Here is a 19,184-nt window from a genome sequence, read left to right on the forward strand (position 1 = left end):
TGCAACCGCCACAAAAAGGAAAAGCCCCCGCAATTGCGAGGGCTCCCCATGAATACGCGCCAAAGCGAAGCTATCAGTAGCGATAGTGATCCGGCTTGAACGGGCCTTCCACCGGAACGCCGATGTAATCGGCCTGGACCTGGCTCAGCTTGGTCAGCTTCACGCCAAGCTTGTCGAGGTGCAGCGCCGCGACCTTTTCGTCGAGGTGCTTGGGCAGGACATAGACGTCGTTCTGGTACTGGTCGCCCTTGGTCCAAAGTTCGATCTGGGCCAGCGTCTGGTTGGTGAAGCTGAAGCTCATCACGAAGCTCGGGTGGCCGGTTGCGCAGGCGAGGTTCACCAGGCGGCCCTGGCCGAGGACGATGATTTCCTTGCCATCGGGGAACTTGACCAGGTCGGTGCCCGGCTTGAGCTCGTTCCATTCGTAGTTGTTGAGCGCCGAGATCTGGATCTCGCTGTCGAAGTGACCGATGTTGCAGACGATCGCCTTGTCCTTCATCGCCTCCATGTGGGCAGCGGTGATGACATGCTCGTTGCCGGTCGCGGTGACGAAGATGTCGGCCTTGGTCACGGCCTCTTCCATGGTCACGACTTCGAACCCGTCCATCGCCGCCTGCAGAGCGCAGATGGGGTCGATTTCGGTGACGAGCACGCGCGCGCCGCCATTGCGCAGCGACTGGGCCGAGCCCTTGCCGACATCGCCGAAGCCGGCGACGCAAGCGACCTTGCCGCTCAGCATCACGTCGGTGGCGCGGCGGATGGCGTCGACCAGCGATTCGCGGCAGCCGTAGAGGTTGTCGAACTTCGACTTGGTGACGCTGTCGTTCACGTTGATCGCCGGGAACGGCAGCTTGCCCTGCTTGGCCAGGTGATAGAGCCGGTGCACGCCGGTGGTTGTTTCTTCCGACACGCCGACGATGTTCTTGACCGATTTGGTCAGGTAACCGGGACGGTCCTTGATGAATGCCTTGAGCGCGCGCTGGAATTCGATTTCCTCGGCATTCGCCGGCTCGGGCATTTCCTCGCCCGCTTCGATCCGCGCGCCCCACAGAGCGAACATGGTCGCATCGCCGCCATCATCGAGGATGATGTTGGTGGTGCGGTCGGGGTCTTCGTCGGTTGCCCAGTCGAAGATACGGCCGACATAGTCCCAGTAGTCGGCCAGGCTTTCGCCCTTCACTGCGAAGACCGGGATGCCCTGTTCTGCAATGGCTGCTGCGGCATGATCCTGCGTCGAGAAGATGTTGCAGGTCGCCCAGCGCACTTCGGCGCCCAGTGCGACCAGCGTTTCGATCAGCACCGCGGTCTGAATCGTCATATGCAGCGAGCCGGTGATGCGCGCACCCTTCAATGGCTGCGACGCGCCGTACTCGCTGCGCAAGGCCATGAGGCCCGGCATTTCGGTTTCGGCGATGGCGATCTCGTCGCGGCCGTACTTGGCGAGCGCGATATCCTTGATGACATAATCGTTGGCGGCAGCGAGGGTTGCCATGCGATGCTCCTTGAAACGGCTTGCACGCCGATGAGCAGGCGTGCGCGCGACAATAATGCCGCGCGCCTTAGCGACAGCGCCCGCTCAGGGCAAATATAAAGATATCTTTATATGATGATGCGAGCTGCCGTAAGAGCTGCCCCTACCGCGCGGCAATCATCCTCCCTGTCCCCGGCCCGTCTGCCAGCAGATAACCTGCGTCCGCCAGCAATTCGTCACCGCTTCTCCGGTCGGCAAGCTCGCGGGTGACTTCCTTTAGCTGCCGGCAATCCAGCCATGGATGACCGAGACCATACCGGTTCGCCATCTTTACGCTGATATCGTCCAGCATTCTCGTCGCACGTTTCGGACCGTGCGTGCGGGAAAGCCCGTCATGAAGCGTTCGATAGGCTCCGTTCAGCGTGCTCAGATGGCGGGCCGAAAAGCGCTCGTAATCGGCCTGGAAATTGTCTTCCCCGAAACGACATCTCAGCGAGCTCACCATCAGCATGATATCGAGCTTTCGCAATGCTTCCGCCTCGCCATGGGAATACATTGCCTGCGCCGGTACCGATGCCAGCACGGCCAGCACGACCCCAAGGGACGCCGCATGCGCCCGCAACCCGGTAATTTTCATGTTCAGTCTCCCCGCGGACCCCCTTCGCCCGCGAGACGGAAACTGCGCTCCCCCGTTTACCCGTTCTTAAACGTGGAAGGTAAACCGCGATTAACCAAGGTTCGTGTTGCAACCAGACCATTGCACAGTTTCCAATGCCGCCTATCTGTCGGGCTGGTCACCAATATGTCTAGCAGGAAGGAATTATCCGACATGTCGATCTCCAAGGGCGAAACGCTTCCCAACGTCACTCTCGTCAAACCGACCGAGTCAGGCCCGGAACAGGTCCAGTCAGCCGATTATTTCGCCGGCAAGAAGGTCGCGCTGTTCGCCGTCCCGGGCGCATTCACCCCTACCTGCTCCGCCAAGCATCTTCCCGGATTTGTCGAGAAGGCAGACGAACTGAAGGCTAAGGGTGTCGATGAAATCGTCTGCACCTCCGTCAACGACCCCTTCGTGATGGGCGCCTGGCAAAAGGCGGACGGGTCGCCGGACATCACCTTCCTTGCCGATGGAAACGGGGATTTCGCCAAGGCGATCGGCCTGACCATGGATGGTAGCGGATTCGGTCTCGGAACTCGCAGCCAGCGCTATTCGATGATCGTCGAAAACGGCAAGGTGACCGAACTCAATGTCGAAGCGCCGGGCGATTTTTCCGTGTCGAGCGCCGAGCACCTGCTGGGGCAGCTCTAGGAATAGGTCTCCTGCCGCCAAGGCCGTTAGTCCCTCGACGAAACAGGCCCGCCGGCGATCTTGTCGGCGGGCCTTTCTTGTTACAAGCTGTTCTGGAAGGGCAGCAGCGAGGGGCGACCGCAGATGGCGGAAACTGATTACTACGAGGTGCTCGTCGGGTGGGCCTTCGATGACTATGCCGACAGGGTGCTGTTGCGGTTGCAGAGCGCCCACCGCGATGACGGTGAACGGGTTATCGAGGAACGCCGGATCATGATCCGCAAGGACCAGGCCGTTCTCCTGGCGAATCACATGTTCCAGGTTTCCGGGCACATTCCGCCGCAGCGGAAACGACCGTCGTTCTGGCGGCGATTGTTCGCCGGGAGTTAGGGTATGGCGTAAGTGACGGTTGCCTGCGCGACCGGAGTATTCTCGCTGTCCTGCCACAGCCCCACATCGACTGTTGCCAGTCGTTTACCCAGCTTGATCAGATACGCATCTGCAAAGACCGGCTTTACTAGGACGGGGCGCAGGAAGCTCATGTTCAGATTGCTGGTCACGGCCATGGCGACCGGGCCGATGTGAGCGAGTATCACGGCATAGGCCACGCGGTCTGCCAAGGCCATTTGCGAAGGGCCGGACACGAGCTGGCCAGGTCGCAGCATATCGTCGGAAGGGATCATGGTAGAGCGCAGCCAGCCTGGCTCGATCCTGTCGAAGCGGTGATTCGTCTGGCCATGCGCCGGAAAAGCCTCGACGAAAAAGCTCGACAGCTCATCGAGTGTCATCACCGGTTCAAGCGCGGACATCCCGCCCCCTCCCGCGGACCGCTTCAGCCATAGCCCATCAGGCTCAGTACTTCTTTGCGGCTCCTGTGGTCTTCGAGGAAACACCCCAGAAGGCGGCTGGTTACCATGTTGACGCCGGGCGTGCGAACGCCCCGCCCCGTCATGCATCCGTGTTGGGCCTCAATCACCACCGCAACTCCGTGCGGGTCCAGATTGTCCCAGATGCATTGCGCGACTTCTGCCGTAAGGCGTTCCTGGATCTGCAGGCGGCGGCCGTAGCCGTGGAGGACCCGTGCGAGTTTGGAAATTCCTACGACATGACGCTTGGGAAGATAGGCGATCGCGGCCTTGCCCGTAATGGGTGCCATGTGGTGCTCGCAATGGCTCTGGAACGGAATGTCCTTGAGGAGCACGATTTCGTCGTAGCCCCCCACTTCCTCGAAGACGCGCGAGAGATGGACGGCAGGATCCTCGCTGTAACCCTGGCAATACTCCAGCCAGGCGCGTCCAACCCTTTTGGGTGTATCGAGCAGCCCTTCGCGATCCGGATCATCGCCTGCCCACTTAATCAGCGTCCTTATCGCGTTCTGCACCTCTTGCGGCACATCCGGTTTCGAAGAGACGCCACTACCATCGTGATCGGCATCGCAGCCCATACATTGCCCCTGTTATCGGGGATGGAAAATCCCTCCCCCTCTGGAGACATAGCCCCGCAGGGTCATGCCGCAAAGGGCCAGATAGGAAGCGACGGCCAGAGTGTAACCCGGTCCGAAAGACCGGGTACAAAGAAGGCTGTCGGGATCTCGGTTATGCCTTGGCCTCTTCCATCTTCTCGGGCGTTACCTCCGCCTCGGTTTTCTCGGCCTTCTTGCGGCGGTCGAACACCTCCCGCATGTGCATGACATCCTGATCGGTGAGATGCTTTGCGAAGTCGGGGAAATGTTCTTCTTCCTCTTCCTCGATGTGGTGGCGGTACTCGTGATCGAGATGTTTGAACTTTTGCAGCCACGCCGACGACGACATGTCCGTCGCGGCGAGATCGTTCAGCAGCTCGTCGAGCTCGTGGTGTTCGGCGACCGAGTGACGGGTTTCGTCAGTCGTGGCAGGCTTGCGCATCATCGTCGAATACAGTGCCTGTTCCTCGGCTGCGGCGTGCGCCTTCACTTCCTTGGTAAACTCCTCGAAAAGATCGCGACGCTCCTGCGTGTCGCCGCTGGTGTCGGCAATGCGGTCCAGCAGCTCCCGATGCTTGTCGTGGTCCGACTGGAGGCGGTCGAAAATGTCTTGGCTAGCGGCCATGGGTCATACTCCTGTGAGGGTTTGTAACAGCAACGGAGGTATGCCACGCCGGTTCCGCATCGGGCCCCAAACACGAAAGGCCGCCCTTCCAGAGAAGGACGGCCTTTGGATGGCGCACCCGGAACGATTCGAACGTCCGACCCCCAGATTCGTAGTCTGGTGCTCTATCCAGCTGAGCTACGGGTGCGCGTTGGAGGGCGGCACATAGAAGCGCCTTTCATCATTGGCAATCCCTTTTGAGGCGCTTTCATGCCGAAATCCGGGCGAGCTGGCGGACAAGCTCGGTGTCGAGCGGCGGCTTGGATAACGCGTTCACGGCGTCGGGCTCGAACCATTCGAGAATGCCCCCTTCTAGCGACACGAGGTCCCCCTCCCATTGCGTCACCTTGTAAAGAAGTATGACGATCGGACGCCGGGTGTCGCGTCTGTTCGATGTGGCAAAACCCACGGGATCCAGATCGGCCCGAGAAAGGTCGATCCCCGTCTCTTCGGCCATTTCCCTCACGATCGCTTCGGTTGGCATCTCTCCCTGTTCGACTTTTCCTCCGGGAAACTCCCATAATCCGCCGTGCTCCTTGTCGGGCGGACGCCGGTGCAACAGCCACCGCCCCTCGCCGTCGACCAGGACAGCGGCCACGACCAGCATGGGTGTAAAATTTTCTGTCATCGAAATACGCTCCGAAAACCAATTCTTAACCCTGCGGGCCGAAAACGCATGCGAACGGACTCTATGGGGTGGTAATTTGCATGCTCAAGCTGATCAAAAAGCTTCTGGACGACCGCTCCGGCGCAACTGCCGTCGAGTATGGTCTTATCCTCGCCATGGTATTTCTCGCGATGGTGGGTGCGGTCGCAAGCGTTGGCAACGCGACTTCGAACGTCTGGAACACTGTGACGAACACGTCCAGCGCGGCGATGAGCCAGGCCGGCTCCGTCTAACCGATTGTCAAAAAATCCAACATTAAGTCGGCGTTAGCCATTCGGCTTAACCAGTCGGTTCCACCTCCCGGGTAGAAGAGCTTTCAGCGACCTCGCAACCGAGCCCTTTTTATCAACCATTCCAATGACGGGAACACTCCATGAACCTCTTCCGCGATCTCATGCAGGACGACCAAGGTGCAACCGCTATCGAATACGGCCTTATCGCCGCACTGATTGCCGTTGCCGCCATTTCGGCCATGTCCGGCCTCGGCAACCAGCTCAAGAACACCTTCGGCCGCGTCTCGACCTCGATGGCGTCCGTCTGAGCCCAAATTTCCGCCATCCGCTTTAGGATTTTGTCAACCGCTCAACTTTACACCGAAATTCGCTCGATCCGGATCACTGGAAAGAGTCGGGTACCGAAGACTGAAACCAGGAGACTACAGATGACTTTCTTCAAGAACCTCATGCAGGACAACGAAGGCGCGACCGCCATTGAATACGGCCTGATCGCTGCCCTGATCGCCGTCGCCGCCATCACCGCGATGTCGGGCCTCGGCAACCAGCTGAAGAACACCTTCGGCGGCGTTTCGACCTCGATGGCTTCGGTCTAATCGACTGATAATCGACAAACGGAAAACGGCGGGGAGCAATCCCCGCCGTTTTTCTTTGTGCATGCGAGACGTGTGCTCAACGGCCCCGCACGACGAGCTTCACCTTCTGCCCTGCCTGCAATTCCTGCGTACCGGACAGGCCGTTAAGCACCCTGAACCGTTCGACCTGCGCATTGTCATAGGCCATCCGCCGCGCGAGCGAGGCTACGGTATCGCCGCGGCCCACAGTGACAACCTCGATACGGCGCGGAACCACAGCCGCGGCTTCCGTCGTCGAGATACGGCGCAGGGAACGGAACATGTTCGTAAAGACATCGCTTCGGCCGGCGGCAGTCACCGCCTGGAAGTGGAAGGCCTGGTTAGGCGAGAACTCGTAAGCGAATACGGTTACGTCCACCTGGCTCGAGCCATTATTGACCCGGGCTGTGCCATAGGCCGCTTTCAGTCCGTTGATGGTCGTGCTCTGGACGGATGATGGCGCAAGCTGTTGCTGGTTGCCGCCCAGAGCTGCAAAGGCTGCCCGGACGTAGCTGTCAAGATTGCCGCTATAGGCAGCGGTAGTAAGCTGGGCCTGCCCCGACTGGCCGTTGATGCTGACCGCCCGCGTCCCGTTGACCATGTAGAAGCCGTTGGGAGCGGTGAAGCGCAGACGCAGGTCCGGATGGATGAAATCCTGGCCCTCGATCACGCCCTGCGCGGGATCATCTCCGTAAAGAAGTCCGTTGATGCGCGTGAGGAAAGTGTCACGGTTGGTGACGGTCCCCGGCAGACCTTGCGCCTTCTGGCTGGCGCTGGTGACGCGACTCGCAGGATCGGGATGGGTGGATGCCCACTCCGGGATCGAGGCGTTGCGCCCTTGAAGCTGTGCATCCAAATTGTTTTGCAACGCCAGGCTGCGAAGGACAGTACTCATCGCCTGCGGATCATATCCGGCCTGTGACAGGTACCTGATGCCGAGGTCGTCAGCTTCCAGTTCCTGCGTACGCGAGAACCGTAGTGTGAGCAGTTGCGACCCTTGCTGGAACACATTGGAAATAGTGTTTCCGAGGCCGGTGTCGCCAAGAAGGACGCTGGAGGCGATCGTGCCCAGAAGTCCGATGATCGAGTTGCGCTGCGCAGTCTGCTGGCGGCGCTGCGAGTGGCGCGCCGCCACGTGACCGACTTCGTGCCCGAGAACAGCGGCCAGTTCGGCCTCGTTGTTCATCAGCGTGACGAGTTGCCGGGTGGTGTAGATATACCCTCCGGGGATTGCGAAAGCATTGTTGACCGAGCTGTTGACGAGGCTGACGGTGAAACTTTCGCGCGCGTTGCCGAGACCCGACTGGACCGCGACGTTCTTCCCGATCTGCTCGACATAGCTGGCCTGAGGGCCGGTCATGGCACCGCCGAATTCGGCCAGCAGCTGCGGATGGGCCTGGGCACCCTGCTGCGCCTCGCTCTGGGTGATGGGCGCAGAAGCGCTCGGGATCGACCCTCCCCCGCCCATGCATCCGCCGAGTGTCACGGCTGCAGCAGCGGTGGCGAGTAACCCTATTTTTCTGTTTCTGAACATCTGCGGCGTCTCCTCCTGTTCGGTCTTCCAAGGATCAAGAGGCCATTTCGGGCCTTTCGGACCCATAAACGCAGCAAAGTCGATTAGGCTCCAATGCGGAGAAAGCGTTCTTCCCGCATGCGCCGCAGGCCATCGGGAGGCAGAGCACTGAGAGAGGTCAGTTCCTCGTCGATCGCGCTGCCCAGCGCTGCGGATGCCGCAGCCGGGTCGCGATGTGCACCGCCCACAGGTTCTTTCACGATACGGTCGATCACACCGAGATCCTTGAGATGCTGCGCCGTAACCTTCATCGCTTCGGCGGCATCGGGAGCACGCTCTGCGGTGCGCCACAAAATGGAAGCACAGCCCTCCGGCGAAATTACGGAGTAAACAGCGTGTTCCAGCATCAGCACCCGTTCCGCGCTTGCTAGTGCCACGGCGCCGCCCGAGCCGCCCTCGCCCACGATCGTCGCCACCATCGGTACGCCCAGGGCAAGACATGCCTCGGTCGATCGCGCGATAGCTTCTGCCTGCCCCCGCTCCTCAGCTTCGACACCCGGGAAAGCGCCCGAGGTATCGACGAGGGTCACCACCGGAAGGCCAAAACGGTCGGCCAGCTGCATCAGCCTGATCGCCTTGCGATAGCCCTCGGGCTTGCCCATGCCGAAATTGTGCCGCAGGCGGCTTTCCGTGTCATGACCCTTCTCATGGCCGATGAGGACAATCTGGCGGCCGTTGAGGGTGGCAAATCCGCCCATGATGGCTTCGTCGTCACCGTAGAGGCGATCCCCGCCCAGCGGCACGAAGCGGTCGAACGCGTGGGCGACGAAATCACGGAAGTGCGGGCGTTGCGGGTGCCGCGCCACCTGCGTCTTCTGCCACGGGCTGAGGGCAGCGTAGGTGCTGGCGAGGAGTTCGGCACTCTTGCGCTCAAGCCGCCGCAGCTCGTTGGAAATGTCGACCTCGTCGCCCTCGGCTGCGGCGCGCAATTCAGCGATGCGCGTTTCCAGCTGGGCGACAGGTTTCTCGAAATCGAGGTAAGCGTTCATGGTGCCGCGCTAGTCCCCCTGATGCCTTTCCGCAAGCGGGTGCCGCTCATTGACGAGCGCAACAAGACGCGCGGAATCGACATGCGTATAGATTTGCGTGGTCGCAATATCGGCATGACCGAGCAAGGTCTGCAGGACCCTCAAATCGGCTCCTCCTTCCAGGAGATGCGTGGCAAACGCATGCCGCAAGACATGCGGACTGACTTTTGCAGGGTCGAGACCTGCCCGCGCGGCCAGGTCCTTCAGGAGCTGGTACAGCCTGATCCGGGTCAGATGCTTCGCGCCCGAGGGAAACAGCCAGGGCGACTGGTCCGTCCGGCCAGCGAGCCAATGCGAGAGCGCTTGCATCGCCCTCCGGCTTACCGGTGCCATTCTCGCCTGCCCGCCTTTCCCCATGACCGTGACGAAAGGTGCGTCGCGAGGCACTGCGGAAAGCGGGAGTGAAACCAGCTCCGTCGCCCGTAAACCAGAACCATACAACAGTTCGAGAAGCACCAGCTGGCGCAAGGCTGTCTGCGGCGCATCCGGACGGTCGGCTTCCCCCTGTGCCTGTTCGAAAAGCCGGTCGATTTCATCGTGAGAGAGAATCTTGGGAAGCGGTCTTCGTGCGGCAACGCGGGGAAGCGCGCCGGAGACATCCTCCGAAGTAAGTCCCTCGTCCACGAGAAAGCCGAAAAACTGCCGCAATGCCGATGATTTGCGCGCTACCGTCGAAGGAGCGAGCTTCGCCCATGCCCCGCCAAGTCTCGCGAGGTCCGCTCTGGACACCTTCGCCAGCGGGCCCAGCATTTGTTCTGCTGCAACCAGGTCTCGTCGATAGGCGTCAAGCGTGTTCGCGGTCGCCCCGCGTTCGGCAGCCAGCATGGCGAGAAATTCATCGATCTCAGCGGAGGCCCGATGCATTGCTCGTCAGCCTCGGGCGACAGCCTCCGCAGCGATAAGCCGCGCCTCCGCCCCCAGCCCGGCGGCATTCAATGCGCGAACGATCGTGTAGAGATGAAGCGGCGTCATCTTGTCCCACCCGTCGCCCTGCATCCCAATACCCGCCAGGTATACCGTCAGGGGCTGGTTACGGAGTTGCGCAGCGCGAGAAATGAGGCGGGTCCAGCGGGTCTGGCGGTCAAGATCCATGCCGAGCGTTTCGGACAGCTCTGCGGCGGCACCGGCTTCGAGCCGGTCCAGGCCGGCAAGGCCGGCCACGAGAAAAGCGGACCTCCGTTGGCCTTGGCTTGGGTCGTCGTCCATGAAATTCTCGATCGCGCTGCTTGCGACCGGGTTGGAGCGGCTGGGCTGCACCAGGACGAGCTGCGCCCATGCTGAGCTTCCTTCGGGGACTATTGGCCCCCATTCCAGCGCATCGCGGTCCAGGCCTGCGGACAGCATCGACGCGACCAGCGCGTCGGAATCGTTCACCAATGCCTCCGTCACCGGCATTCTGCCAGCAGCATGCGACGTAAGAACCAGCCGCGAATACCGGGGCGAGTCGCCATCCCACAGCGACTTCATCGCGGCGAGGCGGGCCGCAGGATCGGCTGCCAGGTAAGCCGTCCGCAATTGCCCTGCCATGCCTCCGAAATTCCCCTCGCTGCCATTGGCTGCCCAATATTGGGAGTAAAGGTCGATCAGAGCATTGGAAGACAGGATCCCTTCGGACGCAGCGAGGTCTGCCGCGGCAAGCCTCTGCGCGACTGGCAGGGCTGGGTTCCTGGCCGCCACGCGCTGGTAATAGGGTTGCGGATTGTCGGTCAGGCTTTCGGGAATTTCCGCACCCAAGGCAACCGCAAGCCCGTAGCGCCAGGGATTGAGTTCCTCGACCTTGTCCCATTCTAGATTGACGGCACTCCGTCCCCGACCTGCCGCACCGGCATATCGCTGTGCGAGCAGCACATCGATGGCGGGTGCCTTTCCCTGGCTTCTCATGCGGATTAATTCGCTGCGAGCGCTGGCGCTTTCCCCTGCAAAGGCCTTACAGATCGCGCCCAGCATCTGCCATTCGGCATCCTTTCGCAGCGCAGTGCGGAACCTCACTGCGGGACAGGCAGCGGTAATGTCCCCTGTCGCAATCGCCGCATCGACGGCAGCGTTGGTCAACCCTACCGACCAGTTGCCCACGTCGACGTCCTGCGCCACCGCGCGGGCGGCCTCGAACTCTCCGATTGCATTGAGCGCCTGGGCCCGCAAACCGGCAAACTCCGCCGGGGCCATTCCTGCGGGCGCCTTCAGGCGACTGGAAAGGGCCCGACGCAACAGGATATGGCCCCACCGCGACACCATCGGCTGGCGAAGTCCTGCGAGCGAGGCGCGCACCAGTCCTTCGGGCTGGTTGCCGAGCGACCGGGCAGGCAACCCGCCCTCGCTCTGGCCCAAAATGCCGACCCGCTCCATCGAGCGGCGGGCACCCGGCGGCATGTCGAACTTCGGCTTGAGACCGAAAAGTTCGTCGAGCTCGTCAGGGCTCATGCGTTCGAGTTCGCGCAACGAAGGAAGGTTTGCCGGAATCGACGCTGGGGATGGAGGTGCAACCGCGCCGGAGACGCCACTGGGCACGCGGACATCCGGGGAAGGCGCTGCTGGCGCCGCAGCACCATTCGCGGACGAGGGTCGGGGAGCCGGCGCAGGCCGCGGCGTGGGCGCCGGCGTAGGATCGTCGAACCCTGGCGGCAAAAGCGATTCAGGGCTGGCGCTGGCACCGGCCACGGCGGTCGTCAGAGCCAGCGCACCCGCACCTGCCATCAACCCGCACACAACCCATCGCATCATTCCATATTCTCCGGTACCGGGACTGCCTGCTCGATCGGACGGAGCGGCGTCCGCCCCGCATCCCACCATGCCCACAGCAGGACTAGAAGCACCAGGCCAAGCGCCGCCATGGCAACTCGGCCGGGGCCCATGCCCGTCCGCCTGCGACGCATAGAGGATTCCGCTTCCAGCAAAACTTACCCTTTGTTGCCTTCGCCCTAGCCCATCTCTAGGCCGTGCGGCAATGCAAGAGCGAGCCGACCCGCCCGGCACCGTCCGGATTGACCAGATAGCGCCGCGTATCGACCGACCGATCGTGCTTGTCGGCATGATGGGTGCGGGAAAGTCGACCGTCGGACGGAGGGTGGCCAATCTCCTCGGTCGCGATTTTGTAGATGCCGACGAAGCGATCGAGCAGGCAGCCCAGATGTCAGTCTCCGAAATCTTCTCGCAGTTCGGTGAAGCCTATTTTCGCGACGGCGAACGCCGCGTGATCGCGCGCCTTATCGAGCAGGGCCACGGCGTGATTGCCACCGGAGGGGGTGCCTTCGTCAACGACGAGACCAGGGCCCTGATCCTCGATCAGGCCATTGCCGTCTGGATACAGGCCGACCTTGCCACGCTGGTCGAACGCACGTCGCGCAGGAGCACGCGGCCGCTTCTGAAGAACGGGAACCCGGCCGAAATCCTTTCACGACTGAGCGAGCAGCGTGAACCCTATTATGCCCAGGCGCCAATCCATGTTCGCAGCGACGAGGGGCCACATTTGTCAACGGCAACCCGTATTCTGGAGGCAATAGACCAATGGCTGTGATTCGTGTCGAGCTTGCAGGCCGAAGCTATGATGTTTTTGTGGAGCGCGGGCTGTTGTCGAAGGCAGGCGCCCTGGCTGCGCCGTTTCTTCGGCGGCAGGCGGTGCCGGTCGTGGCGGATGCCAATGCCTGGGCGCATCACGGCGAGACGCTGACGGAAGCACTCGGGGAAGCGGGACACACGGTCGAACTGTTCCTTGTGGCCCCGGGCGAAGATTCGAAGAGCTGGAGCGGGTTGCAAACCCTGACGGACTGGCTGCTTGCGCGCGGAGTCGAACGCGGCGATCATGTCGTCGCGCTCGGAGGTGGTGTCGTGGGTGACCTTGCCGGCTTCGCCTGTGCAATCCTCAAGCGCGGCTGCGGCTTCATCCAGATTCCCACTACCCTGCTCGCACAGGTCGACAGCTCGGTCGGCGGCAAAACCGCCATCAACACCGCAGCGGGAAAGAACCTGGTCGGAGCGTTTCACCAGCCTTCCCTCGTCCTGGCCGACACCTCGACCCTGGCAACGCTCGCTGAACGCGAAATGCGGGCTGGCTATGCCGAAGTGCTCAAATATGGCCTCCTTGGCGATCAAGAATTTTTCACCTGGCTCGAAAAGCATGGCGCGGCCGTCCTTGCCGGAGACGAACACGCACTCGAGTACGCTATTACGGCAAGTGTAGCCGCCAAGGCGCGGATTGTGGCTGAAGACGAGCGGGAAACGACGGGTGCACGCGCCCTTCTCAACCTAGGCCACACCTTCGGCCATGCACTGGAAACGGAAACCGGCTTTTCCGACCGCTTGCTACACGGGGAAGGTGTAGCACTCGGCTTGGTGCTCGCCGCGCGTTACTCGGCGCGGCGCGGGGACATGACCCACAAGGATGCACGCCACGTAGCGGACGTCATCGCTGCATGCGGCTTGCCATGCGATGTGCGCGATCTCGGCATGGACGCAGACGGTGCGACGCTGGTCGGGCATATGCTGCACGACAAGAAAATGGACGCCGGCACCCTCCCCTTCCTGTTGCTGCGCGGGATCGGGCAAGCCTATCTCGCAAGGGACGTGTCGCTGGACGATGTCGCACGCTTCCTCGACGAGCAGCTTAGTCCCGATTGACGCGTTTGTCGGCAAGGGCGATGATGCCCGCGTGACGCGCTTCATCGACCTTTCGATCCCGATCACCAACGATGTCGTCTCCGACCCCGAAGTGATGCGTCCGAAGATCGCCTACATGACCCATGAGGATACCTGGCAGCAGATCGCCATGTTCTTCCCGGGGCTGGAGAAGGCGGACCTTCCCGACGGCGAAGGCTGGGCTGTCGAGATGCTCGAACTGAGCACCCACAACGGCACCCATATGGACGCGCCGTGGCACTATCATTCGACCACCGACGGCGGTGTCGCCCCGGCCCCGAGCATCGACGAAGCGCCGCTCGACCGGTTCTTTCGCCCGGGGGTGAAGCTCGATTTCAGCCATTTGCCGCACGGCCATGTCGTCAGCGCCGCTGAGGTCGAGGAGGCATTCGACCGGATCGGCTATGACCTGCAGCCACTCGACATCGTGCTGGTCCGGTCGGGCGCGATCTACGGCACGGAGAACTTCACCGACCAAGGCGTCGGCCTTGGCGCGGAGGCCACGCTATGGCTGACCGAACGAGGCGTCGAAGTCGTCGGCACTGATGCCTGGAGCTGGGATGCGCCCTTCAGCCACACTGCCCGCCGCTGGGCCGAGACGCGCGATCCGGCAATCATCTGGGAAGGCCACAAGGCAGGCCGCATCCGGCCCTATTACCAGATCGAGAAGCTGACCAATCTTGCCGCCCTGCCCAGCCATGGCTTCACTTTCAGTTGCTTCCCGGTGAAGATAGAGCGCGCCAGCGCGGGCTGGATCAGGGCCGTCGCAATTCTGCCGGACTGACATGCAGACCGAAATTGCCGATCTCGACGACCCTGAAGTCCGCGCCCTCGTTGCCTACCATCAACAGGCCATGCAGGACGGCTCGCCACCCGGGATGAGCTTTGCCTTGGACCTGTCGGGCCTGAAGCATCCGGCGGTCACGGTTTGGGCGGCGCGGCTCGATGGCCGGATTGCGGCAATCGGTGCGCTCAAGCGCCTTGGTGGCGGGCGCGGCGAGGTAAAGTCGATGCGCACGCATCCGGACTTCTTGCGGCGCGGTGTTGCGGCTGCGTTGCTTGAAGAAATCATCAACCTCGCGCGAGCGGAGGGATTGGCAGTGCTGAGCCTTGAAACGGGAAGCGGTCCTGCTTTCGAACCGGCGCTGTCGCTGTATCGGAAGCGCGGCTTCGTCAACGGCGCGGCCTTTGCCGACTATCGACTGACCGACTTCAACCAATGTCTGCACCTGGCGCTGACGTAATCAGACAGTTTTGCGTCCGTCGATGCTCGTCACATTCGCGGCCGCCATTGCTTCTGCCAGTGCCGCCTGTTCCTTCAGCTTCATCGCATCGTAGTCCGCAAACAGCGCTTCGATCTCTGCCCTGCGTTCGAGCAGCATGTATGCGATACCGGGTGCGAGACTTTCGCCATCCCCGATCTTGCCCAGCAACGCGGCAAGATCGGCGACCGTCGCCTCTTCGGGGGTCTTGTGGAAATTGCCGCGATTGTCGAAAAATGCCGTGCCCACTCTGGCCATGGTCAGCTCCATCAGTTTCCCTGCGACCAGAAACTGTTGTTTTCTTGAAAGCTATATACCGTAAATCCGCGCATCTTTGCGCGTGAAACTTCGGGAAAGATTTTCGTTTTCTTATGTTGGGTTAGCGCCGCATCGGAAAGTTCAGAACAGCCTCGACCCGTCGGGAACCAGCGAATCAGGGGCGAACAGAACAACATCCCCTCCTGCGTCGGCAAACCCCAGGGTCAGCACTTCAGACATTGCCGGCCCGATCTGCCGCGGTGGGAAATTGACAACCGCCGCCACCTGACGCCCGACCAATTCGTCGATATGATAATTGGCTGCAATCTGGGCGCAGCTCTTCTTGTGGCCGATTACCTGGCCGAAATCGATCCGCAGCCTGTAGCTCGGCTTGCGCGCTTCGGGGAATTCCTCCGCCGCCACGATGGTACCGATGCGGATATCGACCTTGAGGAAGTCGTCGAAGGCGATTTGCTCGGCAGCCGGGGCATCGGGATCGTGGCAAAGATGCATTACTCCAGCTCGAGAATCACCGCATCGACCGCCAGGCTGTCACCTTCGGCAGCGTTGATTTTGGCAACCACGGCCTGCTTTTCGGCACGGAGGATGTTTTCCATCTTCATGGCTTCCACCGTAGCGAGCGGCTGTCCGGGCTGGACCTCCTCGCCCTCGCCCACATGCAATTTCACCAGCAGGCCCGGCATGGGGCAGATCAGCAGGCGAGAGAGATCGGGCGGGATCTTCTCGATCATATGACCCGCCAGATGTGCAATGCGGGTCGGGAGGATACGCAACTGGTGGGTCGCGCCGCGGGTGGTGATGGCATAGCCGGTACGGGTGGGCTTGAGCTGGAGTGTCAAGACATCGCCTGCCGTCTCTTCATCTCCGCCCCATTCGACATCGACCATCGCCTCGCCGGGCGTGTACTCCATTTCGAGCGCCACAGGCTCTCCATCGACCGTGATCGCCTCTTCCTCGAGGCTCACGACATAGTCACGCTCGCCGATTTGGACGGTCCAGTCGCCCGGCGGCAGCATCTGACCGTCGAGTTGCTGGTCGATCCGCCGCGCCCGATCCGCATCGGCGGTGGCGATCACGCCGCCAATCGCTGCCAGCGCCCGCAGCAAGTCATCCGAAGCCGCAGCACCGTGAAAACCGTCGGGATATTCTTCGGCGATGAAACCGGTGGTCAGTTCGCCGGAGCGGAACCGGGGATGCTGCATCAGCGCGCTGAGGAAATCGACATTGTGTCCCAGCCCTTCGATACGGAAGGCATCGAGCGCCCGGATTTGCAAGTCGGCCGCCTGGTTGCGGGTCTCGCCCCAGGTAATGAGCTTGGCGATCATCGGGTCGTAGAACATGCTGACTTCGCCGCCTTCGTAGACGCCGTCGTCGATGCGCACACCACCGACACCGCGCCGGCCATTGGCGCTGCCATCATCGGTCCAGCCCTCGAGCGGCGGCCGGTAGCGAACCAGGCGGCCGGTGCTGGGCAGGAACCCGCGATACGGGTCCTCGGCATAAACGCGGTTCTCGATGGCCCAGCCATCGATACCGATATCGTCCTGCGTCATGGCGAGTTTCTCGCCCGCTGCAACGCGGATCATCTGCTCGACCAGGTCGATACCGGTGATGGCTTCGGTGACCGGGTGTTCGACCTGAAGTCGGGTGTTCATTTCGAGGAAGTAGAAGCTCTCCCCCGTCGGGTCCGCGCCGCTGACAATCAGCTCCACTGTACCCGCAGAGTGGTACCCCACGGCTCGCGCCAGAGCGACGCACTGCTCGCCCATCGCCTTGCGCATCGCCGGCGTGACGAAGGGCGACGGCGCTTCCTCGACCACCTTCTGGTGGCGGCGCTGGATGCTGCACTCGCGTTCGTTGAGGTAGAGGATGTTGCCGTGCTGGTCGCCGAGGATCTGGATCTCGATGTGGCGCGGGTTGAGGATGAACTTCTCGATGAAGACGCGGTCATCGCCGAAGCTGTTCAGTCCCTCACGCTTCACGCTCGCGAAGCCTTCGCGCACATCGGTCTCATTGTAGGCGAGCCGCATGCCCTTGCCGCCGCCGCCCGCGCTGGCCTTCATCATCACCGGGTAGCCGATCTCGTTAGAGATGCGCACCGCGTGCTCGGTATCCTCGATCTCGCCGACAAACCCGGGAACGACGTTGACCCCCGCTTCCTTCGCCAGCTTCTTGGATTCGATCTTGTCGCCCATCGCCGCGATCGCACCCACCGGCGGGCCGATAAAGGCTATGTTCTCGGCGGCCAGCGCCTCGGCAAAGCTGGTGCGTTCGGAGAGGAAACCATAGCCCGGATGCACCGCCTCGGCCCCGGTCTGCTTGGCGGCGGCGATGATCTTGTCGGCGACGAGGTAGCTCTCCGCTGCCGGAGCCGGTCCGATATGCACCGCCTCGTCCGCCATTTTCACGAAAGGCGCCCGGGCATCGGCGTCCGAATAGACGGCCACGGTCTGGATACCCATTCGGCGGGCGGTCTTGATGACGCGGCAGGCAATCTCGCCGCGGTTGGCAATCAGTATCTTGGAAAACAAACGGGCCTCCGGAGCGGTGACACTGGGCGAAGAACCCATGCCGCAGCGGAGGCCCGCAAGCAAGTTAAGCCGTCAGGCTCATTCCCCGGTGTCGATATGGCCGATATGGGTCTGCTGATCCTGGATGCAGTCCTCGAACTCGGCGAACAGGGCCTTGGCCTTTTCCTCGCCGCCGTTGAGTTCGGCGAACTTCTTGTCCCAGGCATCGCCGTCGGGGTTGGATTTCCAGCCCATCTGGGCAATTCCGCCGCGCATCTTCACCGCGACGATCGAATGCCAGGGGCCGGTCGTCATGTGAAAGTCCATCACGTCGTTCCAGCCCATCGCCTTGTCGGTCGCTTCGAACAGCTCGATGATCTCGTGCGCCCGGGCCCGCTTGCCCGCCTTCCACTTGATCATGTGGATTTCGTACCAGTCGACTTCGCGCAATTCCTGCGTTTGTGCGACCGTGGATGCGACCGGCCCGACACCGGTCAATGTGATCAGCGTGGCCGCAACGGCGGCCAAGGTAAGCTTCTTCATCAGTCAACTCCCTCATAAAGGAATGCGACCCAGAGAAGCGATCCGTATGTTTTGAAGCTGATGTCCCCCCAGCTGCCGCAGACAAAAGCCTTTTGGCGTGAAGAGTCAAGCCGAGGCGTAACCGAGCAAGGCGGGGAGATAGGCTTGTATGCCGCGCCGTTCACGCTCGCCAGCAGGGATCGCCTTGACGGCTTCGGCAAGCCAATGGATTGCGTCGGACGGCAGCGCTTCCAAGGGTTCGACGTAGACACCGATGGTGAAGAGAATTGCGCCAGTCTCCGGCAATCGTCGCAAGGTCTGGCGTTCGCAGCGGGCGAAGAGGCGCTCCCCGGCGTTTTCGGCGGTGACACCTGCGAACAGCTCACGCTCGCCCGGCAAGTGACACAGGCTGCCGCTGTCGACGACGAACCAATTGCTGCGGCCGTAAAGCGAACCGGGCTTCAGCTTGGCCATGAACCGGTCGACGCCTGTGGCGAGCTGCTCGGCATAGCCGTGGATCGGGGCGTGCATCATGGCGAGCGGCAGGCCCATCTTGTGCTCGACGCGCCAGTCGGTCGGGAACGCGACTGCTGCGCCGATCAGTCGATAGATATCTTCGTCGGGCTGGCGGGTCAGGAGGCACATGTCCTCCCAATGCGCATGTGCAGCCTCGCGCAAGCCGCCAGACAGACCGAGCATGGCGGCAAGCTCCGCGCCGGGTGCCTCGGCCTCGTCGGTCAACTGGATCGCTTCCGGGCGTGAGTCGAAAGCGGCCGCGCGCGCGGCGAGGTCGGGATGAGGGTGTAGCCACTCGTCCTCGCTCAATGCGCGCAGACCGATCTTGAGCTTCTCGCCATTACGCGCATGCGGGAGCAATTCGCGGACGGAGAAGCCGAGGGTCACACCCTACCCCTTCACGTCACCCCGGACTTGAGCCGGGGTCCCGTTACCTTCTGTGCCCCTCTTCGAGAAAAGCGGG

Annotated in this window: 25 protein-coding genes and 1 tRNA gene; 9 read left to right on the forward strand and 17 right to left on the reverse strand. The window is 62.0% G+C overall.

Going from position 1 to position 19,184, the window contains the following annotated elements; genetic code table 11:
• Window positions 1-73: 73 nt before the first annotated feature.
• Window positions 74-1,492: an adenosylhomocysteinase gene (ahcY, locus tag WAB17_RS13205; protein WP_435417805.1), complete on the reverse strand. Its 1,419-nt coding sequence runs from the start codon at window positions 1,490-1,492 to the stop codon at window positions 74-76.
• A 142-nt stretch (window positions 1,493-1,634) separates the two neighbouring features.
• Window positions 1,635-2,108, reverse strand: a complete 474-nt coding sequence (locus WAB17_RS13210; protein ID WP_435417806.1) for an S-adenosyl-L-homocysteine hydrolase — start codon at window positions 2,106-2,108, stop codon at window positions 1,635-1,637.
• A gap of 192 nt (window positions 2,109-2,300) precedes the next feature.
• Between WAB17_RS13210 and WAB17_RS13215 the strand changes: the two genes are divergently transcribed.
• Together WAB17_RS13215 and WAB17_RS13220 are read left to right on the forward strand one after the other, a co-directional pair.
• Window positions 2,301-2,780, forward strand: a complete 480-nt coding sequence (locus WAB17_RS13215; RefSeq protein ID WP_435417807.1) for a peroxiredoxin — start codon at window positions 2,301-2,303, stop codon at window positions 2,778-2,780.
• Between the two features lie 123 nt (window positions 2,781-2,903).
• The gene (locus WAB17_RS13220) at window positions 2,904-3,149 is read left to right on the forward strand and encodes a hypothetical protein (RefSeq protein WP_435417808.1); all 246 of its coding nucleotides are present in this window, start codon (window positions 2,904-2,906) and stop codon (window positions 3,147-3,149) included.
• On the opposite strand, the gene WAB17_RS13225 is transcribed toward WAB17_RS13220, so the two are convergent.
• From WAB17_RS13225 to WAB17_RS13245, 5 genes are all read right to left on the reverse strand, one after another.
• Window positions 3,146-3,568: a PaaI family thioesterase gene (locus tag WAB17_RS13225; RefSeq protein WP_435417809.1), complete on the reverse strand. Its 423-nt coding sequence runs from the start codon at window positions 3,566-3,568 to the stop codon at window positions 3,146-3,148. The two genes, WAB17_RS13220 and WAB17_RS13225, sit on opposite strands and share 4 nt — an antisense overlap.
• A gap of 23 nt (window positions 3,569-3,591) precedes the next feature.
• On the reverse strand, window positions 3,592-4,203 hold the full coding sequence (folE, locus tag WAB17_RS13230) for a GTP cyclohydrolase I FolE (protein WP_435417810.1): 612 nt from the start codon (window positions 4,201-4,203) through the stop codon (window positions 3,592-3,594).
• A gap of 151 nt (window positions 4,204-4,354) precedes the next feature.
• A complete protein-coding gene (locus WAB17_RS13235) occupies window positions 4,355-4,846 on the reverse strand; it encodes a hemerythrin domain-containing protein (protein ID WP_435417811.1) in 492 nt (163 codons plus the stop codon).
• 110 nt (window positions 4,847-4,956) lie between these two features.
• Window positions 4,957-5,033: transfer RNA gene (locus WAB17_RS13240), tRNA-Arg, on the reverse strand.
• 60 nt (window positions 5,034-5,093) lie between these two features.
• On the reverse strand, window positions 5,094-5,492 hold the full coding sequence (locus WAB17_RS13245) for a (deoxy)nucleoside triphosphate pyrophosphohydrolase (RefSeq protein ID WP_435417812.1): 399 nt from the start codon (window positions 5,490-5,492) through the stop codon (window positions 5,094-5,096).
• Between the two features lie 101 nt (window positions 5,493-5,593).
• Here WAB17_RS13245 and WAB17_RS13250 point away from each other — a divergent pair, with 101 nt between their 5' ends.
• From WAB17_RS13250 to WAB17_RS13260, 3 genes are all read left to right on the forward strand, one after another.
• Complete coding sequence (locus WAB17_RS13250) at window positions 5,594-5,785, forward strand: Flp family type IVb pilin (protein WP_435417813.1); 192 nt, start codon at window positions 5,594-5,596, stop codon at window positions 5,783-5,785.
• A 140-nt stretch (window positions 5,786-5,925) separates the two neighbouring features.
• Window positions 5,926-6,093 (forward strand): Flp family type IVb pilin, encoded by a 168-nt coding sequence (locus WAB17_RS13255; protein ID WP_435417814.1) that lies wholly within the window; start codon window positions 5,926-5,928, stop codon window positions 6,091-6,093.
• 120 nt (window positions 6,094-6,213) lie between these two features.
• Window positions 6,214-6,381, forward strand: coding sequence for a Flp family type IVb pilin (locus WAB17_RS13260; protein ID WP_435417815.1), 168 nt, complete (start codon window positions 6,214-6,216; stop codon window positions 6,379-6,381).
• Between the two features lie 76 nt (window positions 6,382-6,457).
• Here WAB17_RS13260 and WAB17_RS13265 read toward each other — a convergent pair whose 3' ends face one another.
• The 5 genes from WAB17_RS13265 to WAB17_RS13285 all read right to left on the reverse strand — a co-directional run bounded on the left by WAB17_RS13265 (window position 6,458) and on the right by WAB17_RS13285 (window position 11,852).
• Complete coding sequence (locus tag WAB17_RS13265; RefSeq protein WP_435417816.1) at window positions 6,458-7,933, reverse strand: M48 family metalloprotease; 1,476 nt, start codon at window positions 7,931-7,933, stop codon at window positions 6,458-6,460.
• Between the two features lie 83 nt (window positions 7,934-8,016).
• Window positions 8,017-8,961: an acetyl-CoA carboxylase carboxyltransferase subunit alpha gene (locus WAB17_RS13270; protein WP_435417817.1), complete on the reverse strand. Its 945-nt coding sequence runs from the start codon at window positions 8,959-8,961 to the stop codon at window positions 8,017-8,019.
• 9 nt (window positions 8,962-8,970) lie between these two features.
• On the reverse strand, window positions 8,971-9,864 hold the full coding sequence (locus WAB17_RS13275; protein WP_435417818.1) for a tyrosine recombinase: 894 nt from the start codon (window positions 9,862-9,864) through the stop codon (window positions 8,971-8,973).
• A gap of 6 nt (window positions 9,865-9,870) precedes the next feature.
• Window positions 9,871-11,421, reverse strand: coding sequence for a hypothetical protein (locus WAB17_RS13280; RefSeq protein WP_435417819.1), 1,551 nt, complete (start codon window positions 11,419-11,421; stop codon window positions 9,871-9,873).
• 296 nt (window positions 11,422-11,717) lie between these two features.
• Entirely contained in the window at window positions 11,718-11,852 is a 135-nt protein-coding gene (locus WAB17_RS13285; RefSeq protein ID WP_435417820.1) for a hypothetical protein, read from the reverse strand.
• Window positions 11,853-11,944: 92 nt separating this feature from the next.
• On the opposite strand from WAB17_RS13285, the gene WAB17_RS13290 reads away from it, so the two are divergent.
• Genes WAB17_RS13290 through WAB17_RS13305 form a run of 4 tightly spaced genes read left to right on the forward strand, consistent with a single transcriptional unit; the run spans window position 11,945 to window position 14,876 of the window.
• Window positions 11,945-12,514, forward strand: a complete 570-nt coding sequence (locus WAB17_RS13290; RefSeq protein ID WP_435417821.1) for a shikimate kinase — start codon at window positions 11,945-11,947, stop codon at window positions 12,512-12,514.
• Window positions 12,505-13,614: a 3-dehydroquinate synthase gene (gene aroB / locus WAB17_RS13295; protein ID WP_435417822.1), complete on the forward strand. Its 1,110-nt coding sequence runs from the start codon at window positions 12,505-12,507 to the stop codon at window positions 13,612-13,614. The genes WAB17_RS13290 and aroB overlap by 10 nt, the downstream gene beginning before the upstream one ends.
• A 31-nt stretch (window positions 13,615-13,645) precedes the next feature.
• The gene (locus tag WAB17_RS13300; RefSeq protein ID WP_435417823.1) at window positions 13,646-14,416 is read left to right on the forward strand and encodes a cyclase family protein; all 771 of its coding nucleotides are present in this window, start codon (window positions 13,646-13,648) and stop codon (window positions 14,414-14,416) included.
• Window position 14,417: 1 nt separating this feature from the next.
• The gene (locus tag WAB17_RS13305) at window positions 14,418-14,876 is read left to right on the forward strand and encodes a GNAT family N-acetyltransferase (protein WP_435417824.1); all 459 of its coding nucleotides are present in this window, start codon (window positions 14,418-14,420) and stop codon (window positions 14,874-14,876) included.
• On the opposite strand, the gene WAB17_RS13310 is transcribed toward WAB17_RS13305, so the two are convergent.
• From WAB17_RS13310 to WAB17_RS13330, 5 genes are all read right to left on the reverse strand, one after another.
• The gene (locus tag WAB17_RS13310) at window positions 14,877-15,164 is read right to left on the reverse strand and encodes a hypothetical protein (RefSeq protein ID WP_435417825.1); all 288 of its coding nucleotides are present in this window, start codon (window positions 15,162-15,164) and stop codon (window positions 14,877-14,879) included.
• A gap of 129 nt (window positions 15,165-15,293) precedes the next feature.
• On the reverse strand, window positions 15,294-15,665 hold the full coding sequence (locus tag WAB17_RS13315; RefSeq protein ID WP_435417826.1) for a tRNA-binding protein: 372 nt from the start codon (window positions 15,663-15,665) through the stop codon (window positions 15,294-15,296).
• Window positions 15,665-17,704 carry a biotin carboxylase N-terminal domain-containing protein gene (locus tag WAB17_RS13320; RefSeq protein WP_435419392.1) on the reverse strand — a complete coding sequence of 680 codons (2,040 nt, stop codon included), beginning with the start codon at window positions 17,702-17,704 and terminating at the stop codon, window positions 15,665-15,667. The genes WAB17_RS13315 and WAB17_RS13320 overlap by 1 nt, the downstream gene beginning before the upstream one ends.
• 78 nt (window positions 17,705-17,782) lie before the next feature.
• Complete coding sequence (locus WAB17_RS13325; protein ID WP_435417827.1) at window positions 17,783-18,226, reverse strand: hypothetical protein; 444 nt, start codon at window positions 18,224-18,226, stop codon at window positions 17,783-17,785.
• A 105-nt stretch (window positions 18,227-18,331) separates the two neighbouring features.
• The gene (locus WAB17_RS13330) at window positions 18,332-19,108 is read right to left on the reverse strand and encodes a heme-dependent oxidative N-demethylase family protein (protein ID WP_435417828.1); all 777 of its coding nucleotides are present in this window, start codon (window positions 19,106-19,108) and stop codon (window positions 18,332-18,334) included.
• Window positions 19,109-19,184 lie beyond the last annotated feature (76 nt).

The sequence above is a fragment of the Parerythrobacter aurantius genome, assembly GCF_045291475.1.
In the GTDB taxonomy this organism is placed as follows: Bacteria; Pseudomonadota; Alphaproteobacteria; order Sphingomonadales; family Sphingomonadaceae; genus Parerythrobacter; species Parerythrobacter aurantius.

Coding starts and splice junctions, on each gene's coding strand:
- WAB17_RS13235 (WP_435417811.1), bottom strand. CDS start 4,846: ATGGCCGCTAGCCAAGACATTTTCGACCGCCTCCAGTCGGACCACGAC.
- WAB17_RS13210 (WP_435417806.1), bottom strand. CDS start 2,108: ATGAAAATTACCGGGTTGCGGGCGCATGCGGCGTCCCTTGGGGTCGTG.
- WAB17_RS13315 (WP_435417826.1), bottom strand. CDS start 15,665: ATGCATCTTTGCCACGATCCCGATGCCCCGGCTGCCGAGCAAATCGCC.
- WAB17_RS13305 (WP_435417824.1), top strand. CDS start 14,418: ATGCAGACCGAAATTGCCGATCTCGACGACCCTGAAGTCCGCGCCCTC.
- folE (WP_435417810.1), bottom strand. CDS start 4,203: ATGGGCTGCGATGCCGATCACGATGGTAGTGGCGTCTCTTCGAAACCG.
- WAB17_RS13220 (WP_435417808.1), top strand. CDS start 2,904: ATGGCGGAAACTGATTACTACGAGGTGCTCGTCGGGTGGGCCTTCGAT.
- WAB17_RS13280 (WP_435417819.1), bottom strand. CDS start 11,421: ATGAGCCCTGACGAGCTCGACGAACTTTTCGGTCTCAAGCCGAAGTTC.
- aroB (WP_435417822.1), top strand. CDS start 12,505: ATGGCTGTGATTCGTGTCGAGCTTGCAGGCCGAAGCTATGATGTTTTT.
- ahcY (WP_435417805.1), bottom strand. CDS start 1,492: ATGGCAACCCTCGCTGCCGCCAACGATTATGTCATCAAGGATATCGCG.
- WAB17_RS13290 (WP_435417821.1), top strand. CDS start 11,945: ATGCAAGAGCGAGCCGACCCGCCCGGCACCGTCCGGATTGACCAGATA.
- WAB17_RS13270 (WP_435417817.1), bottom strand. CDS start 8,961: ATGAACGCTTACCTCGATTTCGAGAAACCTGTCGCCCAGCTGGAAACG.
- WAB17_RS13245 (WP_435417812.1), bottom strand. CDS start 5,492: ATGCTGGTCGTGGCCGCTGTCCTGGTCGACGGCGAGGGGCGGTGGCTG.
- WAB17_RS13250 (WP_435417813.1), top strand. CDS start 5,594: ATGCTCAAGCTGATCAAAAAGCTTCTGGACGACCGCTCCGGCGCAACT.
- WAB17_RS13225 (WP_435417809.1), bottom strand. CDS start 3,568: ATGTCCGCGCTTGAACCGGTGATGACACTCGATGAGCTGTCGAGCTTT.
- WAB17_RS13325 (WP_435417827.1), bottom strand. CDS start 18,226: ATGAAGAAGCTTACCTTGGCCGCCGTTGCGGCCACGCTGATCACATTG.
- WAB17_RS13275 (WP_435417818.1), bottom strand. CDS start 9,864: ATGCATCGGGCCTCCGCTGAGATCGATGAATTTCTCGCCATGCTGGCT.
- WAB17_RS13215 (WP_435417807.1), top strand. CDS start 2,301: ATGTCGATCTCCAAGGGCGAAACGCTTCCCAACGTCACTCTCGTCAAA.
- WAB17_RS13285 (WP_435417820.1), bottom strand. CDS start 11,852: ATGGGCCCCGGCCGAGTTGCCATGGCGGCGCTTGGCCTGGTGCTTCTA.
- WAB17_RS13265 (WP_435417816.1), bottom strand. CDS start 7,933: ATGTTCAGAAACAGAAAAATAGGGTTACTCGCCACCGCTGCTGCAGCC.
- WAB17_RS13310 (WP_435417825.1), bottom strand. CDS start 15,164: ATGGAGCTGACCATGGCCAGAGTGGGCACGGCATTTTTCGACAATCGC.
- WAB17_RS13260 (WP_435417815.1), top strand. CDS start 6,214: ATGACTTTCTTCAAGAACCTCATGCAGGACAACGAAGGCGCGACCGCC.
- WAB17_RS13255 (WP_435417814.1), top strand. CDS start 5,926: ATGAACCTCTTCCGCGATCTCATGCAGGACGACCAAGGTGCAACCGCT.